The organism is Epibacterium sp. HA2-3 (assembly GCF_055693725.2).
Genome location: NZ_CM172490.1, coordinates 35,792 through 58,133, shown reverse-complemented (window position 1 = coordinate 58,133; position 22,342 = coordinate 35,792). Strand labels below are relative to the sequence as shown.

Sequence of the window (22,342 nt, the reverse complement as noted above, 5' to 3'; positions counted from 1 at the left end):
ACGGCTCAGGCAAATATCATGGAGCTCAACTTGCGGCGGCCATTGAGCACAACCGGATCGTTGGGTTTGAGCGCCTCGAAAATGGTGAACAGCTGCGCTTTTGCAGCCCCTTCATTCCACTCACGGTCGCGGCGGAACAGCTCCAGCAATTCGGTCACGGCCGCCTCGGCGTCCCCCGCCGCGTGCAGCGCCTGCGCCAGGTCAAAACGTGCCTGGTGATCGTCCGGGTTGGCGTCGACCGCCGCACGCAGCTCTGCCACCGGCCCTGCGTTTTCAGCCTGCCGCGCCAGTTCGATCTGTGCGTGTGCTGCCTCGATTTCGGCTGCGGTGGAGATCTCCGCCGGAGCGCCATTCAGCACTGCCTCGGCCTGATCGAGCTCGCCCATGGCCACGTGGCACCGCGCTAGTCCGCTATAGGCCGCAGCGTTCTTGTCGTCTTCGCCAAGGATTGCGGCAAAGACCTGTGCAGCATCGGCGGCCGCGCCTTCTTCGAGCATCTGCTCTGCGGTTTCCAATGCTTCGCCCAGCCCGCCATCTGCGGTGCTACCAGCGGCTTCGGCCATCTTTTGCAGAAAGGCTTCGATCTCCGACTGCGGCAGAGCGCCCTGGAACATATCTACCGGGCGGCCCTGATAGAAACCGACAACCGTTGGGATCGACTGCAACGGCAGGCCCTGCTGGGCCAGCGCTGCCGCGAGGCGCTGGTTTTCATCGACGTTGATCTTGGCCATCTTGACCGCGCCTTTGGCCTTGGTCACTGCGGTTTCCAGCATCGGACCAAGCGTCTTGCACGGGCCACACCAAGGCGCCCAGAAATCCACGACAACTGGCACGTCCATCGAGGCCTCGACCACATCGGCCATAAAAGTCTCTTCGGTCACATCCTTGATGAGATCGCCTGCAGGTGCCGCGCTTGCGCCGCCGCCCAGAATGTCCATCATTGCTCTGCACTCCTTTCGAGTCTTGCTTGCGCCCTATATGCGATTTCAGCGGCGGAAAACCAAGGGATGAGTTTAGCCCAAAATGCGCGCCTTGCCCCGCCGCACCACAGGTGCGGCGCCCAGCCCAACAAAAATGCGCACCCGACTGGGTGCGCATTTTTGGCGGGAGCTTCCCGCCGACTGCTTAGCGCCGGATAAGAGCGCGGCGGTCGCCTTGCGAGGATCAGAGATCAAAGGTGGCAAAGACCGGCGCATGATCGCTGGGTTTCTCCCAGCCGCGCGCATGGCGCAAGATCCGGCTGGAGTGGGCGGCATTGGTAATATCCGCCGTTGTCCATACATGATCGAGGCGACGCCCTTTGTCAGCCGCATCCCAATCCTTTGCCCGATAGCTCCACCAGCTATAAAGCTGCCCTTCGGGGATGTCCTTGCGTGTCACATCGGCCCATCCGCCCGCGTCCATCACCTGATCCAGATGCTCCACCTCAACGGGCGTGTGGCTCACCACCTTCAAGAGCTTCTTGTGATCCCACACGTCATCCTCGCGCGGCGCGATGTTGAGATCACCGACCAATACCGACTTCTCGGGACGCTCCGCATGGAACCAATCCCGCATCTCCGTGAGGTAGTCGAGTTTCTGGCCAAACTTCACATTCTTTTCGCGGTCGGGCTCGTCGCCTCCGGCCGGGACATAAAAGTTATGGATTGTGACACCGTTCTCCAGCCGACCCGCAACATGGCGGGCGTGACCAAGGCTGGCGAAATCCTTGTCGCCGACGTCCTCAATCGGCAGGCGCGACAGGATCGCCACGCCGTTATAGCCCTTCTGACCCCGCGCGATCATATGCTCGTAGCCCAGCGCGCGAAAGGCCTCCGTCGGGATCTTGTCCACCGGGCTCTTGCACTCCTGAAGACAGAGAACATCCGGCCCTTCCTCTTCGAGCAGCTTGACAACGATCGGTTCGCGCAGACGCACGGAGTTGATGTTCCATGTGGCAAGGGTAAAGGACATGCGGGCTCTCAATCTGTGGTAAGTGGTTGGGCGAATATTGCCTGCGCCGCGCGGGAGATGCCAGTGGCTCTGCTGTGGTTTCCTGCACAATCGAAGCGCCACGAAAACCCTTGCAAAATGGACGGTCTCATATTCTAGATTTAGCGGAGAACTGTAACTCTGTGAGGACAGGCCGGTCCATGGCACCGCGATTGGGGCAACGCCCCGGGCACCCTTACAAAAAAGCCTATGACTGGTGGCCACCACCGGGTCGCGCCGCTGTGCGCTAAGGCGCAGACCGCTCTTACACACGACATATCTAACGCCAGGAGGTTTCTCATGGCACAGGCCGCTTTGCAGCCACAGAACGCTTGCGTTCTCCTCTCGTTTTCCGACGGAACAACGGCGCAGTACCCCTATATCTGGCTGCGCGACAACGACCCGGAAGGGTTTCACCCTGACACGCAGGAACGGATCACCGATCTTTCTGCAATATCGCCAGACATTACGGTGGCAGATGTCGAGCTGAACGGCTCTCAGCTTCTCATCCACTGGGAAGGCGCTGATTCCGCCACCAGCCGCTTTGACCTGAATTGGTTGCGCAGCTATGTGCCGGGCACACGCACTGCGGACCCCGCCCGCACCGGGTTTCAGCACTGGCGCTGCGACCTGGGTGCAGCCGGAATTCCGCGCGCCACAGCACAAGAGATCCTGAGCTCAGATCTTGCCCTGCGGACATGGCTGGAACAGACCCAAATCTATGGGATCTCCATCGTCGAGGGGCTTGCGGACAGCACCGAGGCGGGCATGGATGTGGCACGCCGTATCGGCTTTTTGCGCCAAACCAACTTTGGCGTGACCTTCGAGGTCAAATCCAAACCCAACCCCAACAATCTCGCCTATACTCCGATCGCGCTGCCCCTGCATACGGATCTGACCAACCAGGAATTGCCGCCCGGGTTTCAGTTCCTGCACTGTCTTGCGAACGAGGCCAGGGGCGGTGGTTCTCTGTTTTGCGATGGATATGCCATTGCCGAAGACCTGCGCCTGGATGATCCCGAGAGTTTTGAGCTTCTAGCGACCGTCTCGGTGCCGTTTCGGTTCCACGATCAGGACACCGACATCCGAAACCGCAAAAAGGTCATCACGCTGGATGAGGACGGGCGCGTGATCGAGATCTGTTTCAATGCCCATTTGGCGGATATATTTGACCTAGAGCCCGCGCTGATGCAGCGCTACTACCGCGCATACCGGAAATTCATGATCCTGACGCGCTCAACCGACTACCTCGTGACGCTCAAGCTCAAAGGTGGCGAGATGGTTGTGTTTGACAACAGGCGTGTCCTGCATGGCCGCGAGGCCTTTGATCCTCAGACCGGGTATCGGCACTTGCATGGATGCTATGTGGACCGCGGGGAGTTCGAGAGCCGACTGCGCGTTCTGCATCGCGGGCAGTGAGGCCACAAAAAAGGCCGGGCGCGAAGCCCGGCCAGTCCGACAGGGAGGATGCATATCGTGACCCGGATATGCGCGGGATCTCTCGAAGTCCTGTTGCGGTCGCGATGCGGCTCAGACCTTCTCGACTTTGACTGTGGCTCAGGCCACGAGACGGTAACCGCCTGATTCCGTCACCAGAAGCCGCGCATTCGACGGATCGGGCTCAATTTTCTGGCGCAGGCGGTAGATATGGGTCTCGAGCGTGTGCGTCGTCACCCCCGCATTGTAGCCCCAGACCTCGTGCAGCAGGACATCCCGCGGCACCACCCCATTGTTGGAGCGATAGAGGAACTTCAGAATATTGGTTTCCTTCTCGGTCAACCGGATCTTGCGCTCGTCTTCGGTGATCAGGATCTTCATCGCAGGCTTGAAAGTATAGGGGCCAAGCACAAAGACCGCGTCCTCCGATTGTTCGTGCTGGCGCAGTTGGGCCCGGATACGCGCCAACAGCACCGGGAACTTGAACGGCTTGGTCACATAGTCATTTGCGCCTGCATCCAGTCCCAGAATGGTGTCGGCGTCGCTGTCATGACCGGTCAGCATGAGGATCGGGGATTTAACCCCTTGCTTGCGCATCAGGCGGCAAAGCTCACGCCCATCCGTATCTGGCAGGCCCACGTCGAGGATGATCAGGTCATAGATCGCTTCCTTCGCGCGCTCCATCGCTCCTTGACCATCGCCGGCCTCGAAGACGTCGAAATCTTCGGTCATAACAAGCTGTTCGCTCAGCGCCTCGCGCAGGTCCTCGTCATCGTCGACGAGCAGGATCTTCTTCAACTGGGCCATCGTATCTCTCCTGGTGTCTTGCTTTGACAGATGTGCCCAGGCTCACAAAAGAACAAGCTTTGCAGCGTCAGCTTCACGTCGACGTGTCCGCAGACGCGGAAATATTTCACTTTTGCAGCAATTGAGCATAGGAGTAAGCTCCTGATGTTACAGCCGGGACGAAGACCTGATGAGCCTAATGCCGACAATGCTGGAGCGGATCGCCCGCGCCCGAATGGATCTGAGGATGGGACTGCCGGTGATCTTGACCACCGGTGAGAGCGCCATTCTTGCCATTTCCGTCGAGAGTCTCAGCCCGGAGCGGCTTACGGATCTGCGCAGCCTCGGCCCAGTGACTCTGGCGCTGACTGCACGGCGGGCGGCTACGCTGAAGGCGCGCGTTTATGACAATGATATTGCGCGCGTCACGGTGCCCAGCGACGCAGGCCTGGCCTGGGTTCAGGCGCTGGCGGACCCTGCGGATGATCTCGAGACCCCGATGAAAGGCCCCCTATTGAGTGAGCGCGAAGGCGATGCGTCCCTGCCGCGCCTTGCAATAGCAATGGTAAAATCCGCCCGTCTTCTGCCTGCGATCGCCTACGTCGCGCTTGAGAATGCTGGTGACTTTGCGCTGAAACACGACCTGACCCTGCTGCCGCAGTCCGCAGCCGAGCCTCTGCTGAATACCAGCTCGCCCCTCCACCCGGTTGCGGCCGCGCGCCTGCCCATGGAGGCCTCCGAGGCAGGTCGCTTGCATATCTTTCGCCCAGAAGATGGCGGCGAGGAACACTATGCGATCGAGATCGGTCGCCCGGATCGGAGCCAGCCGGTCTTGGCGCGGCTACACTCAGCCTGTTTCACCGGTGATGTGTTGGGATCATTGAAATGTGACTGCGGACCGCAGCTGCGCGGTGCATTGAGTCACATGGGCCAAGAGGGCGCGGGCATCCTTCTGTATCTCAACCAAGAGGGCCGCGGCATCGGGCTGGCCAATAAGATGCGCGCCTATTCCCTTCAAGATCAGGGATTTGACACAGTCGAGGCCAATCATCGCCTTGGCTTTGAGGATGATGAGCGCGATTTTCGCCTTGGCGCGTCGATTTTGCGCGAACTTGGGTTTTCTTCCGTGCGCCTCATGACCAACAATCCCGGCAAGATCGCCATGATGGAGAAAACCGGGATTTCCGTTGTCGAACGCGTACCGCTTAAGGTCGGTGAGAACGCGTTTAACCGTCACTATCTCGCGACCAAGGCTGCAAAATCAGGCCACATGCTATGAGCCCCGCAGACCTGGTTCTGACACCGAAGGGCCTGCGTTTCATGGGTCGGCTTCTGCCCTGTACAATCGGCAAGGGCGGACTTTCGACGGCGAAACGCGAAGGGGACGGGGCAACACCTGTGGGGACGCATCGCATCAGTGGCATGCTCTATCGTCCTGACCGGATCTCGGCACCCCAAGATTGGGCGCGCCCGATTTTGCCCGGTGATCTATGGTCGGATGACACGCAGGCGCACGACTACAACCAGATGGTGCGCGCACCCTACGCCTTCAGCCACGAGCGCCTGCGCCGGGCAGATCCACTATATGATCTGGTGCTGCTCACGGATTGGAACTGGCCCAAAGCGACCTCAGGGCGGGGCTCGGCGATTTTTTTGCACCAGTGGCGCAGACCCGGCTACCCTACCGAGGGGTGCATTGCCTTTTCCCGTCAGAATCTGCGCTGGATCGCTGAACGCCTGCGCCCCGGTGCCCAATTGATAGTTGGCTCACGCTGAATAGGCACGCGCCCCGAAGATCGCGGAGCCAACACGCACATGGGTCGCCCCCAGCGCGATGGCGCTCTCGAAGTCTCCGCTCATCCCCATGGAAAGCCCGTTCAAACCGTTGCGCTCTGCCATTTTGGCGAGGAGCGCGAAATGCAGGCTCGGCTCTTCATCCACGGGCGGGATGCACATGAGCCCCTTGATCGGCAGATCCAGCTTGCGGCATTCCGCAACAAAGCCGTCTGCATCCTGAGGCAAGATACCGGCCTTTTGTTCTTCTTCTCCGGTGTTCACCTGGATGAAAAGATCCGGACAATGGCCGAGTTCCTGCGCCAATCGCGCCAAGGCATTTGCGAGCTTCGGCCGGTCAACTGAGTGGATCACATTCACCAGTTCCATCGCCTGTCGCGCCTTGTTTGTCTGCAGCGGCCCGATCAGGTGCAGATCCACGCCAGTGAACTTTTCACGAAACTGAGGCCATTTGCCTGCGGCCTCTTGCACACGGTTTTCGCCAAAGCAGCGGTGGCCTTCCTCTAACACTGCCTCAACACGTTCGTTGGGCTGCACTTTGGATACGGCAATCAATTCCACCGACCCGGGCACGCGTCCAGCGGCAGATTCGGCAGCGGCAATGCGGGATTTGATCTCACTCAGCGACATCTCGGCCTCGTTTCACTTTGGAAATACTGTTGGGCCGGACAAAACACTGTTTACGCACAAAAGAAAAGGGCGAGCTCCGAAGAGCCCGCCCCAAGAACCGAGTGGTTCCGTTCTCCAATTAGAAGGAGAAGGACACACCGAGGTCTGCCAGGGTGTTGTCGTTCTTGGAACCAACACCACCTGCGAGGGTCACACCACCGCCGAGACCGTGGCGGAAGCCGAGGCCGTAGGAGGTGTCTGCGTTGGCTGCGCCACCGTCGGAAACAACAGCGCGGATGGAGGTCGCGGAGGACACTTCGTAGTTGATGGACGCACCGAAGGAAGCGTCGGCTTGGTTGTCGCCGTCACCCACGATTACGGAGTAGCCAACTGCACCGGCGGTGCCGTTCAGGCCGATGACCCAGTAGTCGCCGGAGGAGTCGGTGTCAGAATAAACTGCGCCGATCGCCATGCCGTTTGCCAGGGTGTAACCCAGACCCAGCTGCCACTCTTCGTCAGCTGCAACTGCGGTGGAGCCCAGAACGCCGGGTGCGTTTGCAACTGCTGCCTGCGCACGGGTCTCTTTGTAGGAGAGCGATGCGGAGAAGTCGCCAACGTTGTAGCGTGCTTTGATGGTGGTCGCATCTTGGCTACCAGCACCGAAACCGGTTGCCGGGCCGTTGAAGTTGGCATTGTGCTCCAGGAAGGAGGTGAAGCCAACGCCGTAGCCGTAGTAGTCAACCTGGTCACCGGAGTCGAGAACGTTGGAGACGTTACCAACGTCAACACGCAGACCGCCGTAGGACACTGCGAAGCCAGCTGCGCCCGGGCCACGACCGGAGATGTCGTTCGCGTGGGAGTCTTCGTTGGCTTCGAGACGGAAGCGAGCTTCCAGTTTCACGCCAGCGTCGGTTTCCGCGATGCCGGTGATGTTGACGCGCATACGCTGTTCGATGCGGGTCTCTTCAGTTTGGGACTCGTCGTATGCCAGACCAAAACGGGCGGAGCCGCCGATGGTCAGTTCTGCTGCTGCGACGCCTGCAGTCGCGACCAGTGCGGTCGAAGCGAAGAGAATCTTTTTCATGGTTTTCCCTCGGGTTTGAATTTCCAAAGAAGCAATCGGCTGACGCCACTTCGCTCCTCAAGTACGCACATCCTCTCGCTCGAAAGGGGGTCATGAAGCAAGTAGGTGCTGAAAGCTGAAAACCATTCATCAACCAAATGATGCATCAAGGTCACAGTCGTTTTCCCCGAGCCACTCTGCAAAAGGCAGCAGGAGATAGTCTTTAAAGAATAGGCTTGTTGGCGCATGCCCGCTTGTCTAGGAGTAGTCCAACTGCAAATTCAGGAGCGGGCACGGTCAACATGCGTGGTATCAAGACCTTTTTCCTTCTTTCAGCGCTGGCTGTCACAGCATCCTGCGGTGCATTTCGGTCATTGGACACCAGCACAGAGGTCAATGACACAGATACCATCGTCCTTGCGGGCGAAGGCCGCGAAGCCAACGACGACAAGACTACGATCTGGGAAGCCTTCGGGCCGCGCAGAAGCGAACAGCGTGTTCAGGTGAATCGCTATCTCTGGGCCGCAAGCCTGGAGGTTCTGGATTTCTTGCCTGTTCAATCCGTCGATCCCTTCACCGGTGTGATCATCACCGGATATGGCACGCCCCCGGGTGGCGGTCGCGCATATCGCGCGACGATTCACATCAAAGACCCTGCTCTTGAAGCGCGCGCATTGAATGTCGCGCTCCAGAGCCGCGGTGGCGCCGTCAGCTCCGCGACCGCACGCGCTGTTGAGGATGCGATTCTCTCTCGCGCGCGCCAACTACGCATGGCCGACAAGAAGATCTGACGCCTCTGCACTGGAACCCAACACGAATACCACGTATCAGAAGCGCCGGGTCTAAAGCCCGGCGTTTTTAGTCAAAGGACCGCTCACATGTCGCGTTACGAAGCCTCGGACATCGAAGCCAGATGGCAAAAAGCCTGGGAAGAGGCTGCCATTTTCCAAGCGAAAGAAGATCACAGCAAACCCAAGTACTATGTGCTGGAGATGTTCCCCTACCCATCGGGCAAGCTGCACATGGGCCATGTGCGCAACTACACGATGGGCGACGTGATCGCGCGCTACAAGCTGTCCACCGGCCATAACGTGCTGCACCCCATGGGATTTGACGCCTTTGGGATGCCTGCGGAAAACGCTGCCATGGCCTCGGGCGGACACCCCAAGGACTGGACCTATTCCAACATCGACACGATGGTCGAGCAGATGAAGCCGCTGGGTCTCTCGCTTGACTGGTCGCGCATGTTTGCCACCTGCGACCCCGAATACTATGGCCAGCAGCAGGCTTTGTTCCTTGATTTCCTTGAAAAAGGTCTGGTCTACCGCAAAAACGCTGTGGTCAACTGGGACCCCGTGGACATGACCGTTCTGGCCAATGAGCAGGTCGAGAACGGCCGTGGCTGGCGCTCTGGCGCGCTGGTGGAACGGCGCGAACTGACGCAGTGGTTCTTTAAGATCTCCGACTATTCCGACGAACTCCTTGAGGCACTGGACGGCCTGGAGAATTGGCCCGCCAAGGTGCGCCTGATGCAGGAAAACTGGATCGGCAAGTCCCGCGGGCTGCAGTTCAGCTTCGAGCGCACCGATGGGGAAGAGGCGATCGAGGTCTATACGACTCGCCCCGACACGCTGATGGGCGCGAGCTTTGTCGGCATCTCACCGGATCACCCGATTGCCAAGAAGCTCGAGGCCGAATCGCAAGAGGTGGCCGATTTTGTTGCGGAATGCCGCAAGGGTGGCACCACTGAAGAGGCGATCGAAACCGCCGATAAACTGGGCTATGACACCGGCCTGCGGGTCAAGCACCCGCTGGACCCGAACTGGGAGCTGCCGGTCTGGATCGCCAACTTCATCCTGATGGACTACGGCACCGGTGCGATCTTTGCCTGCCCGGCGCATGACCAGCGCGACTTTGAATTTGCCACCAAATACAACCTGCCGATCATCCCCGTTCTCGAACCCGTCGAGGGCGCAGGTGAACTGACCGAGGCCTATGTGCCGACAAAAGCCGAAAAAGTCCGCTATGTCCGCGGATTTGCAGGTGATGAGCTGCAGACCGGCGAAGAAGGCGTAAATACCGCCGTCGACAAGGCCGAAGCCGAAGGCTGGGGCCAAGGTGTCACCAAATTCCGTCTGCGCGATTGGGGTCTGTCCCGTCAGCGGTATTGGGGCTGCCCGATTCCGGTCGTCCACTGCCCCGACTGCGGCGTGGTGCCCGAAAAGAAAGAAAATCTACCCATCGCGCTGCCGTATGATGAGGACGGCAAGGCGATTGACTTCTCGGTGCCGGGTAATCCGCTCGACCGTCACCCGAGCTGGCGCAACTGTGCCTGCCCCAACTGTGGCAAGCCCGCCCAGCGCGAAACGGACACGATGGACACCTTTGTGGACTCGAGCTGGTATTTTGCCCGTTTCACCGCACCGCGCGCGGAAACACCGACCGATCTGGACGCGGCAAACTATTGGATGAACGTCGATCAATATATCGGCGGCATCGAGCATGCGATTCTCCACCTGCTCTACTCGCGGTTCTTTGCCCGCGCGATGCAGATCTGCGGCCACCTCCCCGAGAGCGCCAAAGAGCCGTTTGACGCGCTCTTTACACAAGGCATGGTGACTCATGCGATATATGAGAATGCCGAGCGCAAAGACGACAACGGCCGCGCGATCTATCATTACCCGAGCGAGGTCGAGGAGCGCGACGGCGGCGTCTTCGTCAAGGAGACCGGCGAGCGGATCAAGGTGATCCCCTCTGCCAAGATGTCTAAGTCCAAGAACAATGTGGTCGATCCACTGGCGATCATCTCCACCTACGGCGCTGATACCGCGCGCTGGTTTGTTCTGTCCGATTCGCCGCCCGAACGGGATGTGGAATGGACGGCCTCTGGCGCCGAAGCGGCCTACAAGCACCTCAATCGGGTCTGGAACCTCTGTGACCGCATTGGCGAGATGGACCCGGATGCCAAGGGCGAAGGCGACGAGGAGCTATTGCGCGAGATGCACAAGGCGATCCGTGACGTGACGCTCGGTGTTGAAAGTTTTGGTTTTAATGCCGCCATTGCAAAGCTCTATGGCTTTACAAATACGCTGTCGAAATCCAAGGCGAGCGCCGCCGTGCAAAAACAGGCCATCAAGACTCTGGCGCAGCTGATGTCGCCGATGACGCCGCACCTTGCCGAGGATATCTGGGCGCATCAAGGTGGCGAGGGCCTGATTGCCAACGCAGCTTGGCCTGTGGCGGACGAGTCGATGCTCGTCGAAGACAGCGTCACCCTGCCCATTCAGGTGAATGGCAAACGGCGCGGTGAGATCACCGTGGCGAAGGATCTCGATAAGGCAGAGGTTGAAAAACTCGCGCTGGCCCACGAAGCTGTGCAACGGGTGCTGGAAGGTGCCGCACCCAAAAAGGTGATCGTGGTGCCGGGGCGGATCGTAAATGTTGTTGCCTGATCGACGCAAATTCTTGAAGCTCACGCTGGCGCTGCCTCTTGGCGCCAGCCTTTCTGCCTGCGGGTTTGAGCCTGTTTATGGCCCGGATGGGGCTGGCACCGCGCTGCGTGACCAAATCGCGTTTCAGTCCCCCGAAACCATCGGCGCGCCACGCGACAGTGACGCCTATTACTTTGTGCGCAGGCTCGAAACTCGGCTTGGGCGCGCGGGCGCCCCTGCGTATCGGATGGACCTGACGCTCGACACCAAAGAGGTGGGCCAAGCGATCACTGCAGAAGGCAGCATCACCCGCTATTCCCTGACCGGCACCGCTGGTTACAACCTCGTGCGCCTCTCGGACGGGCAGATTGTTGCCAGCGGCGAGGTCGAAAACTTCTCTGGCTATTCGGCGAGCGGCACAACAGTTCAGACGCAGGCGGGGGAAACCGATGCGCATGAGCGACTGATGGTGATTCTGGCGGATCAGATTGTGACCCGCCTCTATGCGGTGCCCGGATTGGGCCGTCCCGAAGACTCATGAAACTCAGCCCGCGCGAGGCCGAGGGCTATTTCGCCCGTCCCGACCCCGGCAAGACCGGGCTGTTGATCTACGGTGCGGACGCCATGCGCGTCTCGCTCAAGCGCCAGCAGATGCTGGCTGCGCTCCTCGGACCGGGTGCGGAGGAGGAGATGCGCCTCACGCGGATGCCCGCAAGCGATCTGCGCAAGGATCCCGCGCAGCTTCTGGACGCGGTCAAGGCGGTCGGTTTCTTTCCCGGCATTCGCGCCGTGTTTGTCGAGGATGCCAATGATTCTGCGACCCCGGCGATCACCACCGCGCTCGAGGCCTGGCAACCCGGTGATGCGCAGATCGTGGTGACAGCAGGTCAGCTCAAGGCGTCATCCAAACTGCGCAAGGCGTTTGAAACTCATACCAATGCCTATGCGACCGGCATCTATGACGATCCTCCCTCGCGTGCAGAAATTGAGCGAATCCTGAGTGAAGCAGGCGTACGGGATGTGCCGGGCGACAGCATGTCTGCGCTCGCGGATATCGCCAATGACATTGGCCCCGGCGATTTTTCCCGAATGATCGAGAAACTGAGCCTCTACAAACATGGCGATAACAGCCCGTTGACGCTGGAGGACATCGACGCCGTGGCCCCGCAATCCACAGAGGCGGCGCTCGACGATCTCCTCAATGTGGTGGCTGAGGGGCGCAGTGCCGACATCGGTCCGGTCCTGCGAAGGCTGCAGGCGCAGGGCACCAATGCGGTGACGCTCTGCATCGGGGCGACTCGTCATTTTCGCACGCTCTATACCATTGCCGCCCATCCCGGAGGCGCTGCCCAAGGCATCGGAGGCCTGCGTCCGCCGCTCTATGGCAAGCGCCGCGATCGCATGCTGCGGCAGGCACAGGGCTGGGGGGCGCAGAAGTTGCAAAACGCGCTGACGATTCTGACCGACACCGACTTGCAATTGCGCTCCGCCGGGCAAAGCGCACCTGCCCTTGCGTTGACGGAGCGCGCGATGATCCGGCTTGCGATGCTCGCCCGCGCACGTTGAGCGCACCTCAAGCTGATGCTTGACCTCTCTTGGATTGGCGGCAACCCTGCGCGGCAACAAACGAGGAGATTTCCAATGTATCAAGTGATTGGCGTTCCCAAGACCCGCGCGTTCCGGGTGTTGTGGACTCTCGAGGAGCTGGGGCAGAGCTACGATCTGGTCCCGGCACAACCCCAAAGCGCGGAGGCGCGCGCTGCCAATCCTTCGGGCAAGGTCCCGGCGCTGGTTGAGGACGGCGAGAGCATCACCGATTCTGTGGCGATCATCACCTATCTGGCCGACAAACATGGCGCTCTGACCGCACCTGCAGGCACTTTGGCGCGCGCAAGACAGGACGCCATCACCAATATGGTGATCGACGAGATGGACGCGATCCTCTGGACGGCAGCGCGTCACAGCTTCATTCTGCCCGAAGACCGCCGGGTGCCAGAGATCAAAGACTCCCTCAGGTGGGAATTCGCCAATTCCATCAAACGCATCAACGCGCAGCTCAGCGGGGAATTTGTCGCTGGCGATCAGTTCACGATCGCAGATGTCTTGATGACGCATTGCCTCAACTGGGCGCGTGGCGCGAAATTTGACGTCGAAGGCGATGCGGTGCTGGACTATGGCAAGCGCATGCGCGCGCGACCGGCATTTCAGCGCGTGGCGGAACTCGCCAAGTAGCGCGCCGCCGCTTGCCCTGCCCAACGGCCGGTCGCAAAGCAGGCAGTCAAGAGATACCCTCCCGTAGGCGCATCCCAATCAAGCATCTCTCCGGCGCAAAACGTGCCGGGGATCGCCTTTAGCATAAGGCCGTCATCCAAGGCATCGCGGCGTACGCCGCCAGCCGTCGAGATTGCCTCGTCCATCGGACGCAGCCCTGCATGGCGCACGGGCAAGTGTTTGATGAGACGGGCCAGGCTCTCTGAATCCTGCGGCAGCGGGCGGCCAAACTCTTGCAATAGTGCCATTTTCACCGTCGCAAGCTTTAGCGTGCGGCGCATGTGGTTCGACCAGCTCGTCTTGCCACGCGGTTTCGCGAGCCGCCGGGCAAGATCACCCTCGTTGAGGTCCGGCGACAAGTCGACAAAAAGCGGCTGCCCTTCGCGCAGAGCTGGGGTCAACGTGTAAAGCCCACCGCCTTCGAGCCCGCGTTGCGACAGGGTCGCCTCACCACGGGCCTGCAATGCGCCTGCCTGCCAGGCCACTGCCTTGAGTGCTGCGCCAAAATGCGGCGTCATGTGATCACTCCAGGCGACCGAAAGGGCAGCGTTCGACGGTTGAAACGGTGCCAAGGCGACGCCGCGCGACGCCAATAGGGCCGCCCAGGCGCCATCCGAACCAAGCCGTGCCCAGCTCGCACCACCAAGCGCCAGTATGGTGGCGCGGGATGTCACGACTTCTGGGCCTGCAGCCGTACCGAACAACAGCTGCCCGTCCTGCTGCCAACCTGTCCAGCGCCAGCCGAGTTGCCGGGTAACGCGATGTGTGTCCAGATCCTGAAGCCACGCCCGCAACAAGGGAGAGCCCTTCATGACCGTGGGAAACACCCGTCCCGTCGACCCGGTAAAAAGCTCCTGCCCGAGCCCGCGCGCCCAGTCTTGCACAGCCGCAGCGTCAAACGCCTTGATCATCGGTGCCAGCCACACAGCCGAGTCGCCATACTGCGCCAGCAAATCCTCAAAGGGTTCGTCTTTGGTCAGGTTTAGACCGGATTTTCCGGCCATCAGAAACTTGCGCGCAGGCGACGGCTTGGCCTCCACCAAGAGCACCCGATGGCCCTGACGCGCGACCTCCCCTGCTGCCATCAATCCAGCCGGACCGCCTCCAATCACGACCGCATCCCAGTCCTGCATATGCTTCGCCCCTCATGGCCTTGATGTCGGAGCGCGCGCTCTCCGTTTTAGAACAGTCTATCTCCTGCGGGTGGGCATGAATACATCCACAGACGATGCGAGATTCAGAAGGTGGTGATAACCGTCGCGCCGATCGATTGGAACTGATCCATCTTCACAAGGGCGGAGGGGGCCGCATCGAGGCTGATTTCACGCCCCACAAGCCGCCTGGGATCAAGTTTTCCGGATGCGATCATATCCAGCATGGCGTCGTACCGATGCGCTTGCATGCCGTGGGATCCGAGGATCTCCAACTCTTTTGCAATGACTTTCGCCATCGGCACCGACGGCGTGCTGTGCTCTGCGAGCATCAAGCCCACCTGCACGTGTTTGCCGCGAGGGCGCAGGTTCTGGATCGAGTTGAAGCAGGTCACCGGGTGGCCCAGTGCATCCAGCGAGACATGCGCGCCGCCTCTGCTGAGGTCGATCACCGCCTCTGGGACATCGGCCACGCGCGCACCATTGATAGTCGCAACGGCTCCGAGTTCTTGGGCGAGATTGAGTTTTTCGTCGTCGATATCAATAGCGATCACATTGGCGCCAACCGCCTGAGCAATCATCACCGCAGACAATCCCACGCCACCGCATCCATGCACCGCAACCCATTGTCCGGCCCGCGTTTGGGCCTGATCGACCACTGCGCGAAAGGAGGTGGCAAAGCGGCACCCAAGGCTTGCTGCGGTGGCAAAATCCATTTCCTGTGGCAGCGCCACGAGGTTCAGATCGGCCTGACGGACCCCCACATATTCCGCAAAAGACCCCCAATGGGTAAATCCCGGCTGTTGCTGGTTGTGGCAAACCTGCTGGTGGCCGGCGTGACACTCCGAACAGGCTCCGCATCCAGAGATGAATGGCACGGTCACGCGATCCCCAACCGTCCAGTTGCGGACATTCTTCCCCAAGGCCACAATCACACCTGCAAATTCATGGCCGGGCACATGCGGTAGCACGATGTCGCTGTCATGCCCCATCCAGCCATGCCAGTCTGAGCGGCAGAGCCCGGTGGCCTCGACCTTGATCACCACGCCATCCGGATCCGGGGTGGGATCCTCGACCGTCACCAGTTTTGGCAACTCCTTAAAGGTCTCATAGAGGACGGCTTTCATCGGGATCGATCCTTAAAGATGCGTGTGCCAGCTTGGAGCCGGTGATGGAGACCTTACTACATCTACGAAAAAAACCCTGTCTACAGAAGATGATCGGCAGGGCTCTTGATCTGTCGTGGTGCAGCAGATGCGCCGTGTGCCTCTGTTGCCCTTGGCCTGCCGACCTCATGAGCGCGCGACCGCGCCTTGAACCAAAAAGCCGGATCTTTTCCCGCTACATACTTGCCAAGTGAACAAACTTGGCGCAGGCTTTACCTAGAGTTACCGATCACATTGCGCCGACGGCTTCCCGAAGCACGGGAATACCGGACGTCGGGGATCAAATTTACTGGCTGAATAATGAACACTCCGCTTATTTTCGATGGTCACAACGACCTGCTGCTGCGCCTTCACAATAAAGATGTAGGAATGGACCAGGCGGGGGTTTTTGGCAGCGGAGGCCGCCAGATTGACGTTGATAAAGCCAAGGCCGGTGGGTTCGGCGGCGGATTCTTCGCCATCTTTGTGCCCGGCGAAGAGTCGGTCTCCCATGACGAAGAGATGATGAAGGACACCTATGACCTGCCGCTTCCCGAGCAGGTTACGTGGCACGACGCCATCAAGGTTGCCCTGTCCCAGGCCGCTCTCCTGATCGAGCTCGAAAGGCAGGGCGCGCTACGGATTTGCCGCTCGACCGCAGAAATTCGCACGGCGATGGAACAAGGTCTGATGGCCGCCGTCATGCATATGGAAGGTGCAGAGGCAATCGACCGTGATTTCCACACGCTTGACGTCCTGCACGGCGCGGGGCTGCGCTCTCTTGGGCCGGTCTGGAGCCGCCCAACCCGCTTTGGCCATGGGGTTCCGTTTCGCTATCCCTCCACCGGGGACACGGGCGAGGGCCTGACAGAAGATGGGTTTCGCCTGATCAAACGCTGCAATGATATGCGGATTATGGTCGATCTCTCGCACATGACGGAAGCCGGTTTCTGGGATGTGGCCCGCGTCAGTGATGCGCCTTTGGTGGCGACCCACTCGAACGCGGTGGCGCTCACCCGGCACAGTCGCAACCTGACCGACCGCCAGTTGCATGCGATCCGGGACAGTGACGGCATGGTCGGGCTGAATTTTGCGGTGGCCTTCCTGCGCGAAGACGGACGCATGGACGAGAACACACCGATCTCACGCATGTTGGATCATCTCGATTACCTCATCGCAGAGGTTGGCGAGGATCGGGTCGGCATGGGCTCGGATTTCGACGGGGCAACGGTACCCGCCGAGATCGGCACGATCGCAGGCCTGCCGGCGTTGCGCCGCGCGATGCGGGACCGCGGCTATGACGATGCTTTGATGAAGAAACTCTGCCATGAAAACTGGCTCCGAGTCCTGGGCAAGACCTGGGGAGAATAACCAAAAGCCGGGCAAAAACCGGCGTTTATAATCAAATCAAAAACAGGGAGTTCATTAAATGAACGCTTTTTCCAAACTAATCGGCTCTGCTGCACTTGGGCTCGCGCTGGGTGTGACCGCCCTGCCGACGATCGCCGCGACACCGGACAATATGCTGGTCATCGCCAACCGTATCGACGACATCACCACGCTGGATCCGGCACAAAGCTTTGAATTTGCGGGAGCGGATGTGATCCGCAACATGTACGGCAAGCTGGTGAATTTCGACCCCTCCAACCTTGAGGCAGGCTATCAGCCCGATCTGGCCGAAAGCTGGACCGTCTCAGAAGATGGCAAAACCATCACCTTCACCATGCGCGAGGGCGTGAAGTTCCACTCTGGCAACCCGGTTCGGGCCGAAGATGCGGCCTTCTCGCTGCGCCGCGTGATCAAGCTCAACAAAACGCCGTCGTTCATCCTGACACAGTTTGGGTTCACTCCGGAAAACGTCGATGAGATGATCACCGTCGATGGCAACACCGTGTCGATCACGACCGACAAACGCTATGCGACCTCCTTTGTGCTGAACTGCCTGACAGCGACCTTGGGCGCAATCGTCGACGAAAAACTGGTGATGGAGCACGACAAGGACGGCGACCTCGGCAACGAGTGGCTGATGACCAACTCCGCCGGCTCCGGCCCCTACAAGCTGGCCTCTTGGAAGCCCAAGGAAAGCGTCACGCTGACCGCAAACCCAGACTACTATGAAGGCGCCCCGGCGATGCAGCGCGTGATCGTGCGTCACGTTCAGGAAAGTGCGACCCAGCGGCTGATGCTGGAGCGCGGCGATATTGACGTGGCTCGTGACTTGACGCCTGCGGATGTGGACGGCCTGGCAGGTATCGACGGCGTCGAAGTGCAGCGCGAGATGCGCGGTCGCCTGATGTATGTGTCCTTCAACCAAAAGCATCCCGAGCTCTCCAAGCCGCAGGTCCGTCAGGCGCTGAAGTATCTGATCGACTATGACGGCATGGAAAACAGCTTCCTCAAGAACTGGTATGTGAAGCACCAGAACTTCCTGCCAAAGACCTATCTGGGTGCCGTGGATGAAAACCCCTTCTCGCTCAATATCGAGAAAGCCAAGGAACTGCTGGCAGAGGCCGGTGTGCCCGAAGGGCTGGAGCTGACGGTTGGTGTGCGCGAGGCGCAAGAGCGTCTGGAGATCGCCCAATCGCTGCAAAACACCTTTGCGCAGGCAGGCATCAAGTTGAACCTCGAGGTCGGCACCGGCAAGCAGGTTCTGGGCAAGTACCGCGCGCGGGAACTGGACATCTACCTTGGCGCCTGGGGTCCGGATTATCCCGATCCTCAGACCAACGCGGGCACATTTGCCTATAACCCCGACAACTCTGACGCGGCCAATGCAACGGGCCTTCTGGCGTGGCGCAACGGTTGGGACACTGCAGGGCTGACCGACAAAGTCGCCGCAGCCGTGGTCGAAGGCGATACGGTGAAACGTGCAGACATGTATCACGAGATCCAGGCCGAGTTCCGCGATACCGCGCCTTTTGCCGTGATGTTCCAGCTGGTTGAACAGGCTGGCATCAGCGAAAAGGTCGAGGGTCTGAACCTTGGTGGCGCGATCACCGCAGCCGCTTACTGGGACGTGACCAAGTAAGATGGCGTTTTACAGCAACGTCCCGAAGAGGCAGCCTTGGCTGCCTCTTCCCCCTTGGGCAAGAAGCATGGGGATCACCCTGCTTTCCGTTTCAATCACCATGCTGGGGCTCTTGTTCGTCACCTTCCTGATCGGGCGGGTCATGCCGATTGACCCGGTTCTGGCGGTGGTTGGCGAACGCGCCAGCGAAGAGCAATACAATGCGGTTTATCTGGAGCTTGGGCTCGATAAACCATTGATCATACAGTTTTTCTATTACGTTGGCGATGTCCTGCAGGGTGACTTTGGAAAATCGCTTCTGACTGCGCGCCCGGTGTCCGAGGACATCGCACGCGTGTTTCCTGCCACCTTTGAGCTTGCGACGATTGGCATTATCTTTGGCTGCGTCCTCGGGGTGCCGCTGGGGGTCATCGCCGCGGTGCGCCGTGGCAGTTGGGTGGATCAGATCGCCCGCGTGGTGGCACTGGTGGGCTATTCAATGCCGATCTTCTGGCTGGGCCTGATGGGGCTTTTGCTCTTTTATGGCATGCTCGGCTGGGTCGGCGGACCGGGGCGGCAGGGCATCTTTTACGAGGACATGATCCCCTCCGTAACGGGCATGATCCTTGTGGATTCGATCATTGCAGGCGACTGGGGCGCCTTCTGGGATGCGTTTTCCCATATCATCCTGCCCGCCTCTCTGCTGGGATACTACTCCTTGGCCTACATCAGCCGCATGACGCGTTCGTTCATGCTGGAACAGCTTTCGGCCGAGTACATCACCACAGCCCGCGTCAAAGGCATGAGCGAATGGGCGGTGGTCATGAACCATGCGTTCAAGAATATCCGCGTGCAGCTCATCACCGTGATCGCGCTCTCTTATGCGAACCTCCTTGAGGGATCGGTGCTGACGGAGATCATCTTTTCCTGGCCGGGGATCGGCAACTACATCACCACGGCATTGTTGTCGGCTGACATGAACGCCGTGCTTGGTGGCACCGTGGTCGTCGGCCTCGTGTTCATCGTACTGAACGTTTTTTCCGACCTCCTCTACAGAGTCTTTGATCCGAGGTCGAAATGAGCAGCCAGACCATGACACTTCGAGAGTGGCTCTTGACGGATACGCCAACGTCGCGCCGTCAGGCCAGGCTGGCCGCCTATTACAAAGGCTGGCTAACCTTACGGTCCAACCATATGGCGATGGGGGGGCTGGCAATCATCGTTCTGCTCGTCGCCGTTGCAATCTTTGCACCGCTGCTTGCGCCCCATGATCCCTACTATCAGGATCTTGGCAATCGGCTTCAGCCCTTGGGCACCGAGGGGCATATCCTCGGCACCGACTCGCTGGGGCGGGACATCCTGAGCCGCCTCATCTGGGGCGCACGGATCACGCTCTACATCGTCGCACTTGTCGCCATGATCGCGCCCATCGTCGGGTTGTTGGTCGGAACGGTCTCCGGCTACGTGGGCGGCTGGGTCGACATCATGCTGATGCGGGTGACGGATATTTTCCTTGCGTTCCCACGCCTTGTGCTGGCGCTGGCCTTTGTGGCGGCGCTGGGAGCCGGGATTGAGAACGCAGTGCTGGCGATTTCACTCACGGCCTGGCCCCCCTACGCGCGTCTGGCACGGGCCGAGACGCTCACCATCCGTTCGTCGGATTTCATCAGCGCGATCCGTCTGCAAGGGGCGGGGCCGCTCCTGATCATCACCAAACATATCTGGCCGCTCTGTATCAGTTCGCTGATCGTGCGGGTGACGCTGGATATGGCGGGGATCATTCTGGCGGCTGCGGGACTTGGCTTTCTGGGCCTTGGCGCACAACCTCCAAGCCCGGAATGGGGCGCGATGATCTCCGAGGGGCGCCGCTTCATTCTGGACTACTGGTGGGTCGCCACCATGCCCGGTCTTGCCATTTTTGCTGTTTCGCTGGCCTTCAACCTGTTGGGGGATGGTCTGCGCGATGTGCTTGATCCAAAGGATAGCACCTCATGACGACGCTTCTGGATATTGAAAACCTCTGGGTGAAGTTTCCGACCCGCAGCGGCATGTTCGATGCGGTACGCGGGGTGAGCTTTTCGCTCGGGAAGGAACGGCTTGGCATTGTGGGGGAAAGCGGGTCCGGCAAATCCATGACCGGGCGCGCGATCCTGCGTCTGATCCGCAAACCCGGCATTGTCGAGGCGGGCCATATCAACCTGCATGACACCAATCTTCTGGACCTGTCCGAGCGTGACATGCGCAAGGTGCGGGGCGAGAAGATTTCCATGGTGATGCAGGATCCGAAGTTCTCGCTCAATCCGGTTGTCACGGTGGGCGATCAGATCATCGAGGCCTACCGATTGCATGCCAGGGCCAGCAGGGCAGAGGCCCGCACCAAGGCCATCGAGATGCTGGAGGCGGTGTCGATCCGTGACCCGGAACGGGTGATGAAGGCCTATCCGCACGAGATGTCGGGCGGTATGGGCCAGCGCATCATGATCGCGATGATGCTGATCCCGAACCCGGAAATCCTGATCGCGGATGAACCGACTTCGGCCCTGGATGTCTCCGTGCAGGGGCAGGTTTTGTCGATCATGGACAAGCTTGTGCGCGAGCGAGGCATGGGGCTGATTTTCATCAGTCACGATCTCAATCTGGTGTCGCAGTTCTGTGACCGCGTGCTCATCATGTATGCGGGGCGCATCATCGAGGTCTGCGACGCTGACAAGCTGCACGAGGCCAAACACCCTTATACTCAGGGGCTTTTGGGATCTTTGCCGCGGTTCGATCACCCCAAGCCACGGCTTCAGGTGCTGAATCGCGACCCCCAATGGCGCGACACTGCAAGCGTAGAGGGCAGGCCATGAGAACAGCCATCGATATCAAGGGGTTGAACGTCTACTTTGGGGACAGTCACAATCTCTTTCATGCCGTCAAGAATGCGTCGTTCTCGGTAGATAGCGGCGCGAGCTTTGGCCTTGTGGGGGAATCAGGGTCCGGCAAGTCCACGATCCTAAAGGCGATCACCGGCCTTGCGCCCTATTGGGAAGGCGAAATGACGGTGGCGGCCCACCCCCTCGCGGGCAAACGCGACCGGACCTTCTATAAGACTGTGCAGATGGTATTTCAGGATCCCTATGCCTCGCTGCATCCACGCCAATCTGTCGATCAAGTGCTGTCGGAAACGCTGCGTCTGCATGGGTTCAAGGACATCAACGACCGAGTGGATCAGCTGCTGAAGGACGTGGGCCTTGGCCCGGCATTTCGCTTTCGCTACCCGCACCAGCTCTCGGGTGGGCAGCGGCAACGGGTTGCGATCGCGCGTGCGCTTGCGCCGAACCCCAAGATCCTACTGCTGGATGAGCCCACATCGGCGCTTGATGTGTCCGTGCAGGCCGAAATCCTCAATCTCCTGAAGGATCTACAGGCCGAGCATGACCTCACCTATGTAATGGTATCGCATGATCTTGCTGTGGTTGCGCATATGTGCAGTACGGCTGCGGTGATGCGCAACGGCGAGATCATGGAGATTCTCAGCATCGACGACATGCGCGCTGGCAAAACCGCCCATGATTACACACAGCACCTTCTGAATGCTTCGGCAAATCGCGTGGCGAGCGTGGAGACTGCTTAAATTACCTTCTGGGCGGGGGGGGGCAATCCTCCTTGCCCAGAAGCACCAGCGCAAGGTGCGG

Annotated in this window: 21 protein-coding genes; 14 read left to right on the top strand and 7 right to left on the bottom strand. The window is 59.9% G+C overall.

All coding sequences use genetic code 11. The features are described from left to right. Nucleotides 1–5 precede the first annotated feature (5 nt). Complete coding sequence (locus tag ACZ1HH_RS00265) at nt 6–941, bottom strand: tetratricopeptide repeat protein (protein WP_168610683.1); 936 nt, start codon at nt 939–941, stop codon at nt 6–8. A gap of 223 nt (nt 942–1,164) precedes the next feature. Continuing rightward, nucleotides 1,165–1,953: an exodeoxyribonuclease III gene (locus tag ACZ1HH_RS00260; protein WP_472637000.1), complete on the bottom strand. Its 789-nt coding sequence runs from the start codon at nt 1,951–1,953 to the stop codon at nt 1,165–1,167. Between the two features lie 318 nt (nt 1,954–2,271). On the opposite strand from ACZ1HH_RS00260, the gene ACZ1HH_RS00255 reads away from it, so the two are divergent. Next, a complete protein-coding gene (locus ACZ1HH_RS00255; RefSeq protein ID WP_472636999.1) occupies nt 2,272–3,390 on the top strand; it encodes a TauD/TfdA family dioxygenase in 1,119 nt (372 codons plus the stop codon). Nucleotides 3,391–3,528: 138 nt separating this feature from the next. Here ACZ1HH_RS00255 and ACZ1HH_RS00250 read toward each other — a convergent pair whose 3' ends face one another. Continuing rightward, nucleotides 3,529–4,215 (bottom strand): response regulator transcription factor, encoded by a 687-nt coding sequence (locus ACZ1HH_RS00250; protein ID WP_011537422.1) that lies wholly within the window; start codon nt 4,213–4,215, stop codon nt 3,529–3,531. A 169-nt stretch (nt 4,216–4,384) separates the two neighbouring features. Here ACZ1HH_RS00250 and ribA point away from each other — a divergent pair, with 169 nt between their 5' ends. Further along, complete coding sequence (gene ribA, locus ACZ1HH_RS00245) at nt 4,385–5,473, top strand: GTP cyclohydrolase II (RefSeq protein WP_472636998.1); 1,089 nt, start codon at nt 4,385–4,387, stop codon at nt 5,471–5,473. Beyond that, on the top strand, nt 5,470–5,970 hold the full coding sequence (locus tag ACZ1HH_RS00240; protein WP_472636997.1) for a L,D-transpeptidase family protein: 501 nt from the start codon (nt 5,470–5,472) through the stop codon (nt 5,968–5,970). Before ribA ends, ACZ1HH_RS00240 begins: the two co-directional genes overlap by 4 nt. On the opposite strand, the gene ACZ1HH_RS00235 is transcribed toward ACZ1HH_RS00240, so the two are convergent. Further along, the gene (locus ACZ1HH_RS00235) at nt 5,962–6,618 is read right to left on the bottom strand and encodes a YggS family pyridoxal phosphate-dependent enzyme (RefSeq protein ID WP_011537419.1); all 657 of its coding nucleotides are present in this window, start codon (nt 6,616–6,618) and stop codon (nt 5,962–5,964) included. The two genes, ACZ1HH_RS00240 and ACZ1HH_RS00235, sit on opposite strands and share 9 nt — an antisense overlap. Before the next feature lie 118 nt (nt 6,619–6,736). Beyond that, complete coding sequence (locus tag ACZ1HH_RS00230; protein ID WP_011537418.1) at nt 6,737–7,681, bottom strand: porin; 945 nt, start codon at nt 7,679–7,681, stop codon at nt 6,737–6,739. A 281-nt stretch (nt 7,682–7,962) separates the two neighbouring features. Here ACZ1HH_RS00230 and ACZ1HH_RS00225 point away from each other — a divergent pair, with 281 nt between their 5' ends. From ACZ1HH_RS00225 to ACZ1HH_RS00205, 5 genes are all read left to right on the top strand, one after another. Beyond that, complete coding sequence (locus ACZ1HH_RS00225) at nt 7,963–8,451, top strand: DUF3576 domain-containing protein (RefSeq protein WP_472636996.1); 489 nt, start codon at nt 7,963–7,965, stop codon at nt 8,449–8,451. Nucleotides 8,452–8,538: 87 nt separating this feature from the next. Beyond that, complete coding sequence (gene leuS / locus ACZ1HH_RS00220) at nt 8,539–11,112, top strand: leucine--tRNA ligase (RefSeq protein WP_472636995.1); 2,574 nt, start codon at nt 8,539–8,541, stop codon at nt 11,110–11,112. Continuing rightward, nucleotides 11,099–11,632: an LPS assembly lipoprotein LptE gene (gene lptE, locus ACZ1HH_RS00215; protein WP_472636994.1), complete on the top strand. Its 534-nt coding sequence runs from the start codon at nt 11,099–11,101 to the stop codon at nt 11,630–11,632. The genes leuS and lptE overlap by 14 nt, the downstream gene beginning before the upstream one ends. After that, complete coding sequence (holA, locus tag ACZ1HH_RS00210; RefSeq protein WP_472636993.1) at nt 11,629–12,657, top strand: DNA polymerase III subunit delta; 1,029 nt, start codon at nt 11,629–11,631, stop codon at nt 12,655–12,657. Before lptE ends, holA begins: the two co-directional genes overlap by 4 nt. A 75-nt stretch (nt 12,658–12,732) precedes the next feature. After that, complete coding sequence (locus ACZ1HH_RS00205) at nt 12,733–13,323, top strand: glutathione S-transferase family protein (protein WP_011537413.1); 591 nt, start codon at nt 12,733–12,735, stop codon at nt 13,321–13,323. On the opposite strand, the gene ACZ1HH_RS00200 is transcribed toward ACZ1HH_RS00205, so the two are convergent. Both ACZ1HH_RS00200 and ACZ1HH_RS00195 read right to left on the bottom strand, forming a co-directional pair. Next, complete coding sequence (locus ACZ1HH_RS00200; RefSeq protein ID WP_416367676.1) at nt 13,296–14,495, bottom strand: TIGR03862 family flavoprotein; 1,200 nt, start codon at nt 14,493–14,495, stop codon at nt 13,296–13,298. The two genes, ACZ1HH_RS00205 and ACZ1HH_RS00200, sit on opposite strands and share 28 nt — an antisense overlap. A gap of 104 nt (nt 14,496–14,599) precedes the next feature. Next, nucleotides 14,600–15,640, bottom strand: a complete 1,041-nt coding sequence (locus tag ACZ1HH_RS00195) for a zinc-dependent alcohol dehydrogenase family protein (RefSeq protein WP_472636992.1) — start codon at nt 15,638–15,640, stop codon at nt 14,600–14,602. 339 nt (nt 15,641–15,979) lie between these two features. Between ACZ1HH_RS00195 and ACZ1HH_RS00190 the strand changes: the two genes are divergently transcribed. From ACZ1HH_RS00190 to ACZ1HH_RS00165, 6 genes are all read left to right on the top strand, one after another. Next, nucleotides 15,980–17,029 (top strand): dipeptidase, encoded by a 1,050-nt coding sequence (locus tag ACZ1HH_RS00190; RefSeq protein WP_472636991.1) that lies wholly within the window; start codon nt 15,980–15,982, stop codon nt 17,027–17,029. A gap of 58 nt (nt 17,030–17,087) precedes the next feature. After that, nucleotides 17,088–18,686 carry an ABC transporter substrate-binding protein gene (locus ACZ1HH_RS00185; protein ID WP_472636990.1) on the top strand — a complete coding sequence of 533 codons (1,599 nt, stop codon included), beginning with the start codon at nt 17,088–17,090 and terminating at the stop codon, nt 18,684–18,686. Nucleotides 18,687–18,753: 67 nt separating this feature from the next. Then, a complete protein-coding gene (locus tag ACZ1HH_RS00180) occupies nt 18,754–19,746 on the top strand; it encodes an ABC transporter permease (RefSeq protein WP_472636989.1) in 993 nt (330 codons plus the stop codon). Further along, nucleotides 19,743–20,660, top strand: coding sequence for an ABC transporter permease (locus ACZ1HH_RS00175; protein ID WP_472636988.1), 918 nt, complete (start codon nt 19,743–19,745; stop codon nt 20,658–20,660). Before ACZ1HH_RS00180 ends, ACZ1HH_RS00175 begins: the two co-directional genes overlap by 4 nt. Next, complete coding sequence (locus tag ACZ1HH_RS00170; protein WP_487320323.1) at nt 20,657–21,514, top strand: ABC transporter ATP-binding protein; 858 nt, start codon at nt 20,657–20,659, stop codon at nt 21,512–21,514. Before ACZ1HH_RS00175 ends, ACZ1HH_RS00170 begins: the two co-directional genes overlap by 4 nt. Next, nucleotides 21,511–22,281, top strand: coding sequence for an ABC transporter ATP-binding protein (locus tag ACZ1HH_RS00165; RefSeq protein ID WP_472636987.1), 771 nt, complete (start codon nt 21,511–21,513; stop codon nt 22,279–22,281). Before ACZ1HH_RS00170 ends, ACZ1HH_RS00165 begins: the two co-directional genes overlap by 4 nt. Nucleotides 22,282–22,342 lie beyond the last annotated feature (61 nt).

Excerpts from the sequence above, each read along its gene's own strand:
- ACZ1HH_RS00235 (WP_011537419.1), bottom strand. The coding sequence starts at position 6,618 with ATGTCGCTGAGTGAGATCAAATCCCGCATTGCCGCTGCCGAATCTGCC.
- ACZ1HH_RS00170 (WP_487320323.1), top strand. The coding sequence starts at position 20,657 with ATGACGACGCTTCTGGATATTGAAAACCTCTGGGTGAAGTTTCCGACC.
- holA (WP_472636993.1), top strand. The coding sequence starts at position 11,629 with ATGAAACTCAGCCCGCGCGAGGCCGAGGGCTATTTCGCCCGTCCCGAC.
- leuS (WP_472636995.1), top strand. The coding sequence starts at position 8,539 with ATGTCGCGTTACGAAGCCTCGGACATCGAAGCCAGATGGCAAAAAGCC.
- ACZ1HH_RS00265 (WP_168610683.1), bottom strand. The coding sequence starts at position 941 with ATGATGGACATTCTGGGCGGCGGCGCAAGCGCGGCACCTGCAGGCGAT.
- ACZ1HH_RS00195 (WP_472636992.1), bottom strand. The coding sequence starts at position 15,640 with ATGAAAGCCGTCCTCTATGAGACCTTTAAGGAGTTGCCAAAACTGGTG.
- ACZ1HH_RS00175 (WP_472636988.1), top strand. The coding sequence starts at position 19,743 with ATGAGCAGCCAGACCATGACACTTCGAGAGTGGCTCTTGACGGATACG.
- ACZ1HH_RS00180 (WP_472636989.1), top strand. The coding sequence starts at position 18,754 with ATGGGGATCACCCTGCTTTCCGTTTCAATCACCATGCTGGGGCTCTTG.
- ACZ1HH_RS00230 (WP_011537418.1), bottom strand. The coding sequence starts at position 7,681 with ATGAAAAAGATTCTCTTCGCTTCGACCGCACTGGTCGCGACTGCAGGC.
- ACZ1HH_RS00165 (WP_472636987.1), top strand. The coding sequence starts at position 21,511 with ATGAGAACAGCCATCGATATCAAGGGGTTGAACGTCTACTTTGGGGAC.
- ACZ1HH_RS00240 (WP_472636997.1), top strand. The coding sequence starts at position 5,470 with ATGAGCCCCGCAGACCTGGTTCTGACACCGAAGGGCCTGCGTTTCATG.
- ACZ1HH_RS00205 (WP_011537413.1), top strand. The coding sequence starts at position 12,733 with ATGTATCAAGTGATTGGCGTTCCCAAGACCCGCGCGTTCCGGGTGTTG.
- ACZ1HH_RS00260 (WP_472637000.1), bottom strand. The coding sequence starts at position 1,953 with ATGTCCTTTACCCTTGCCACATGGAACATCAACTCCGTGCGTCTGCGC.
- ACZ1HH_RS00185 (WP_472636990.1), top strand. The coding sequence starts at position 17,088 with ATGAACGCTTTTTCCAAACTAATCGGCTCTGCTGCACTTGGGCTCGCG.
- ribA (WP_472636998.1), top strand. The coding sequence starts at position 4,385 with ATGAGCCTAATGCCGACAATGCTGGAGCGGATCGCCCGCGCCCGAATG.
- ACZ1HH_RS00190 (WP_472636991.1), top strand. The coding sequence starts at position 15,980 with ATGAACACTCCGCTTATTTTCGATGGTCACAACGACCTGCTGCTGCGC.
- ACZ1HH_RS00225 (WP_472636996.1), top strand. The coding sequence starts at position 7,963 with ATGCGTGGTATCAAGACCTTTTTCCTTCTTTCAGCGCTGGCTGTCACA.
- ACZ1HH_RS00255 (WP_472636999.1), top strand. The coding sequence starts at position 2,272 with ATGGCACAGGCCGCTTTGCAGCCACAGAACGCTTGCGTTCTCCTCTCG.
- ACZ1HH_RS00200 (WP_416367676.1), bottom strand. The coding sequence starts at position 14,495 with ATGCAGGACTGGGATGCGGTCGTGATTGGAGGCGGTCCGGCTGGATTG.
- lptE (WP_472636994.1), top strand. The coding sequence starts at position 11,099 with ATGTTGTTGCCTGATCGACGCAAATTCTTGAAGCTCACGCTGGCGCTG.
- ACZ1HH_RS00250 (WP_011537422.1), bottom strand. The coding sequence starts at position 4,215 with ATGGCCCAGTTGAAGAAGATCCTGCTCGTCGACGATGACGAGGACCTG.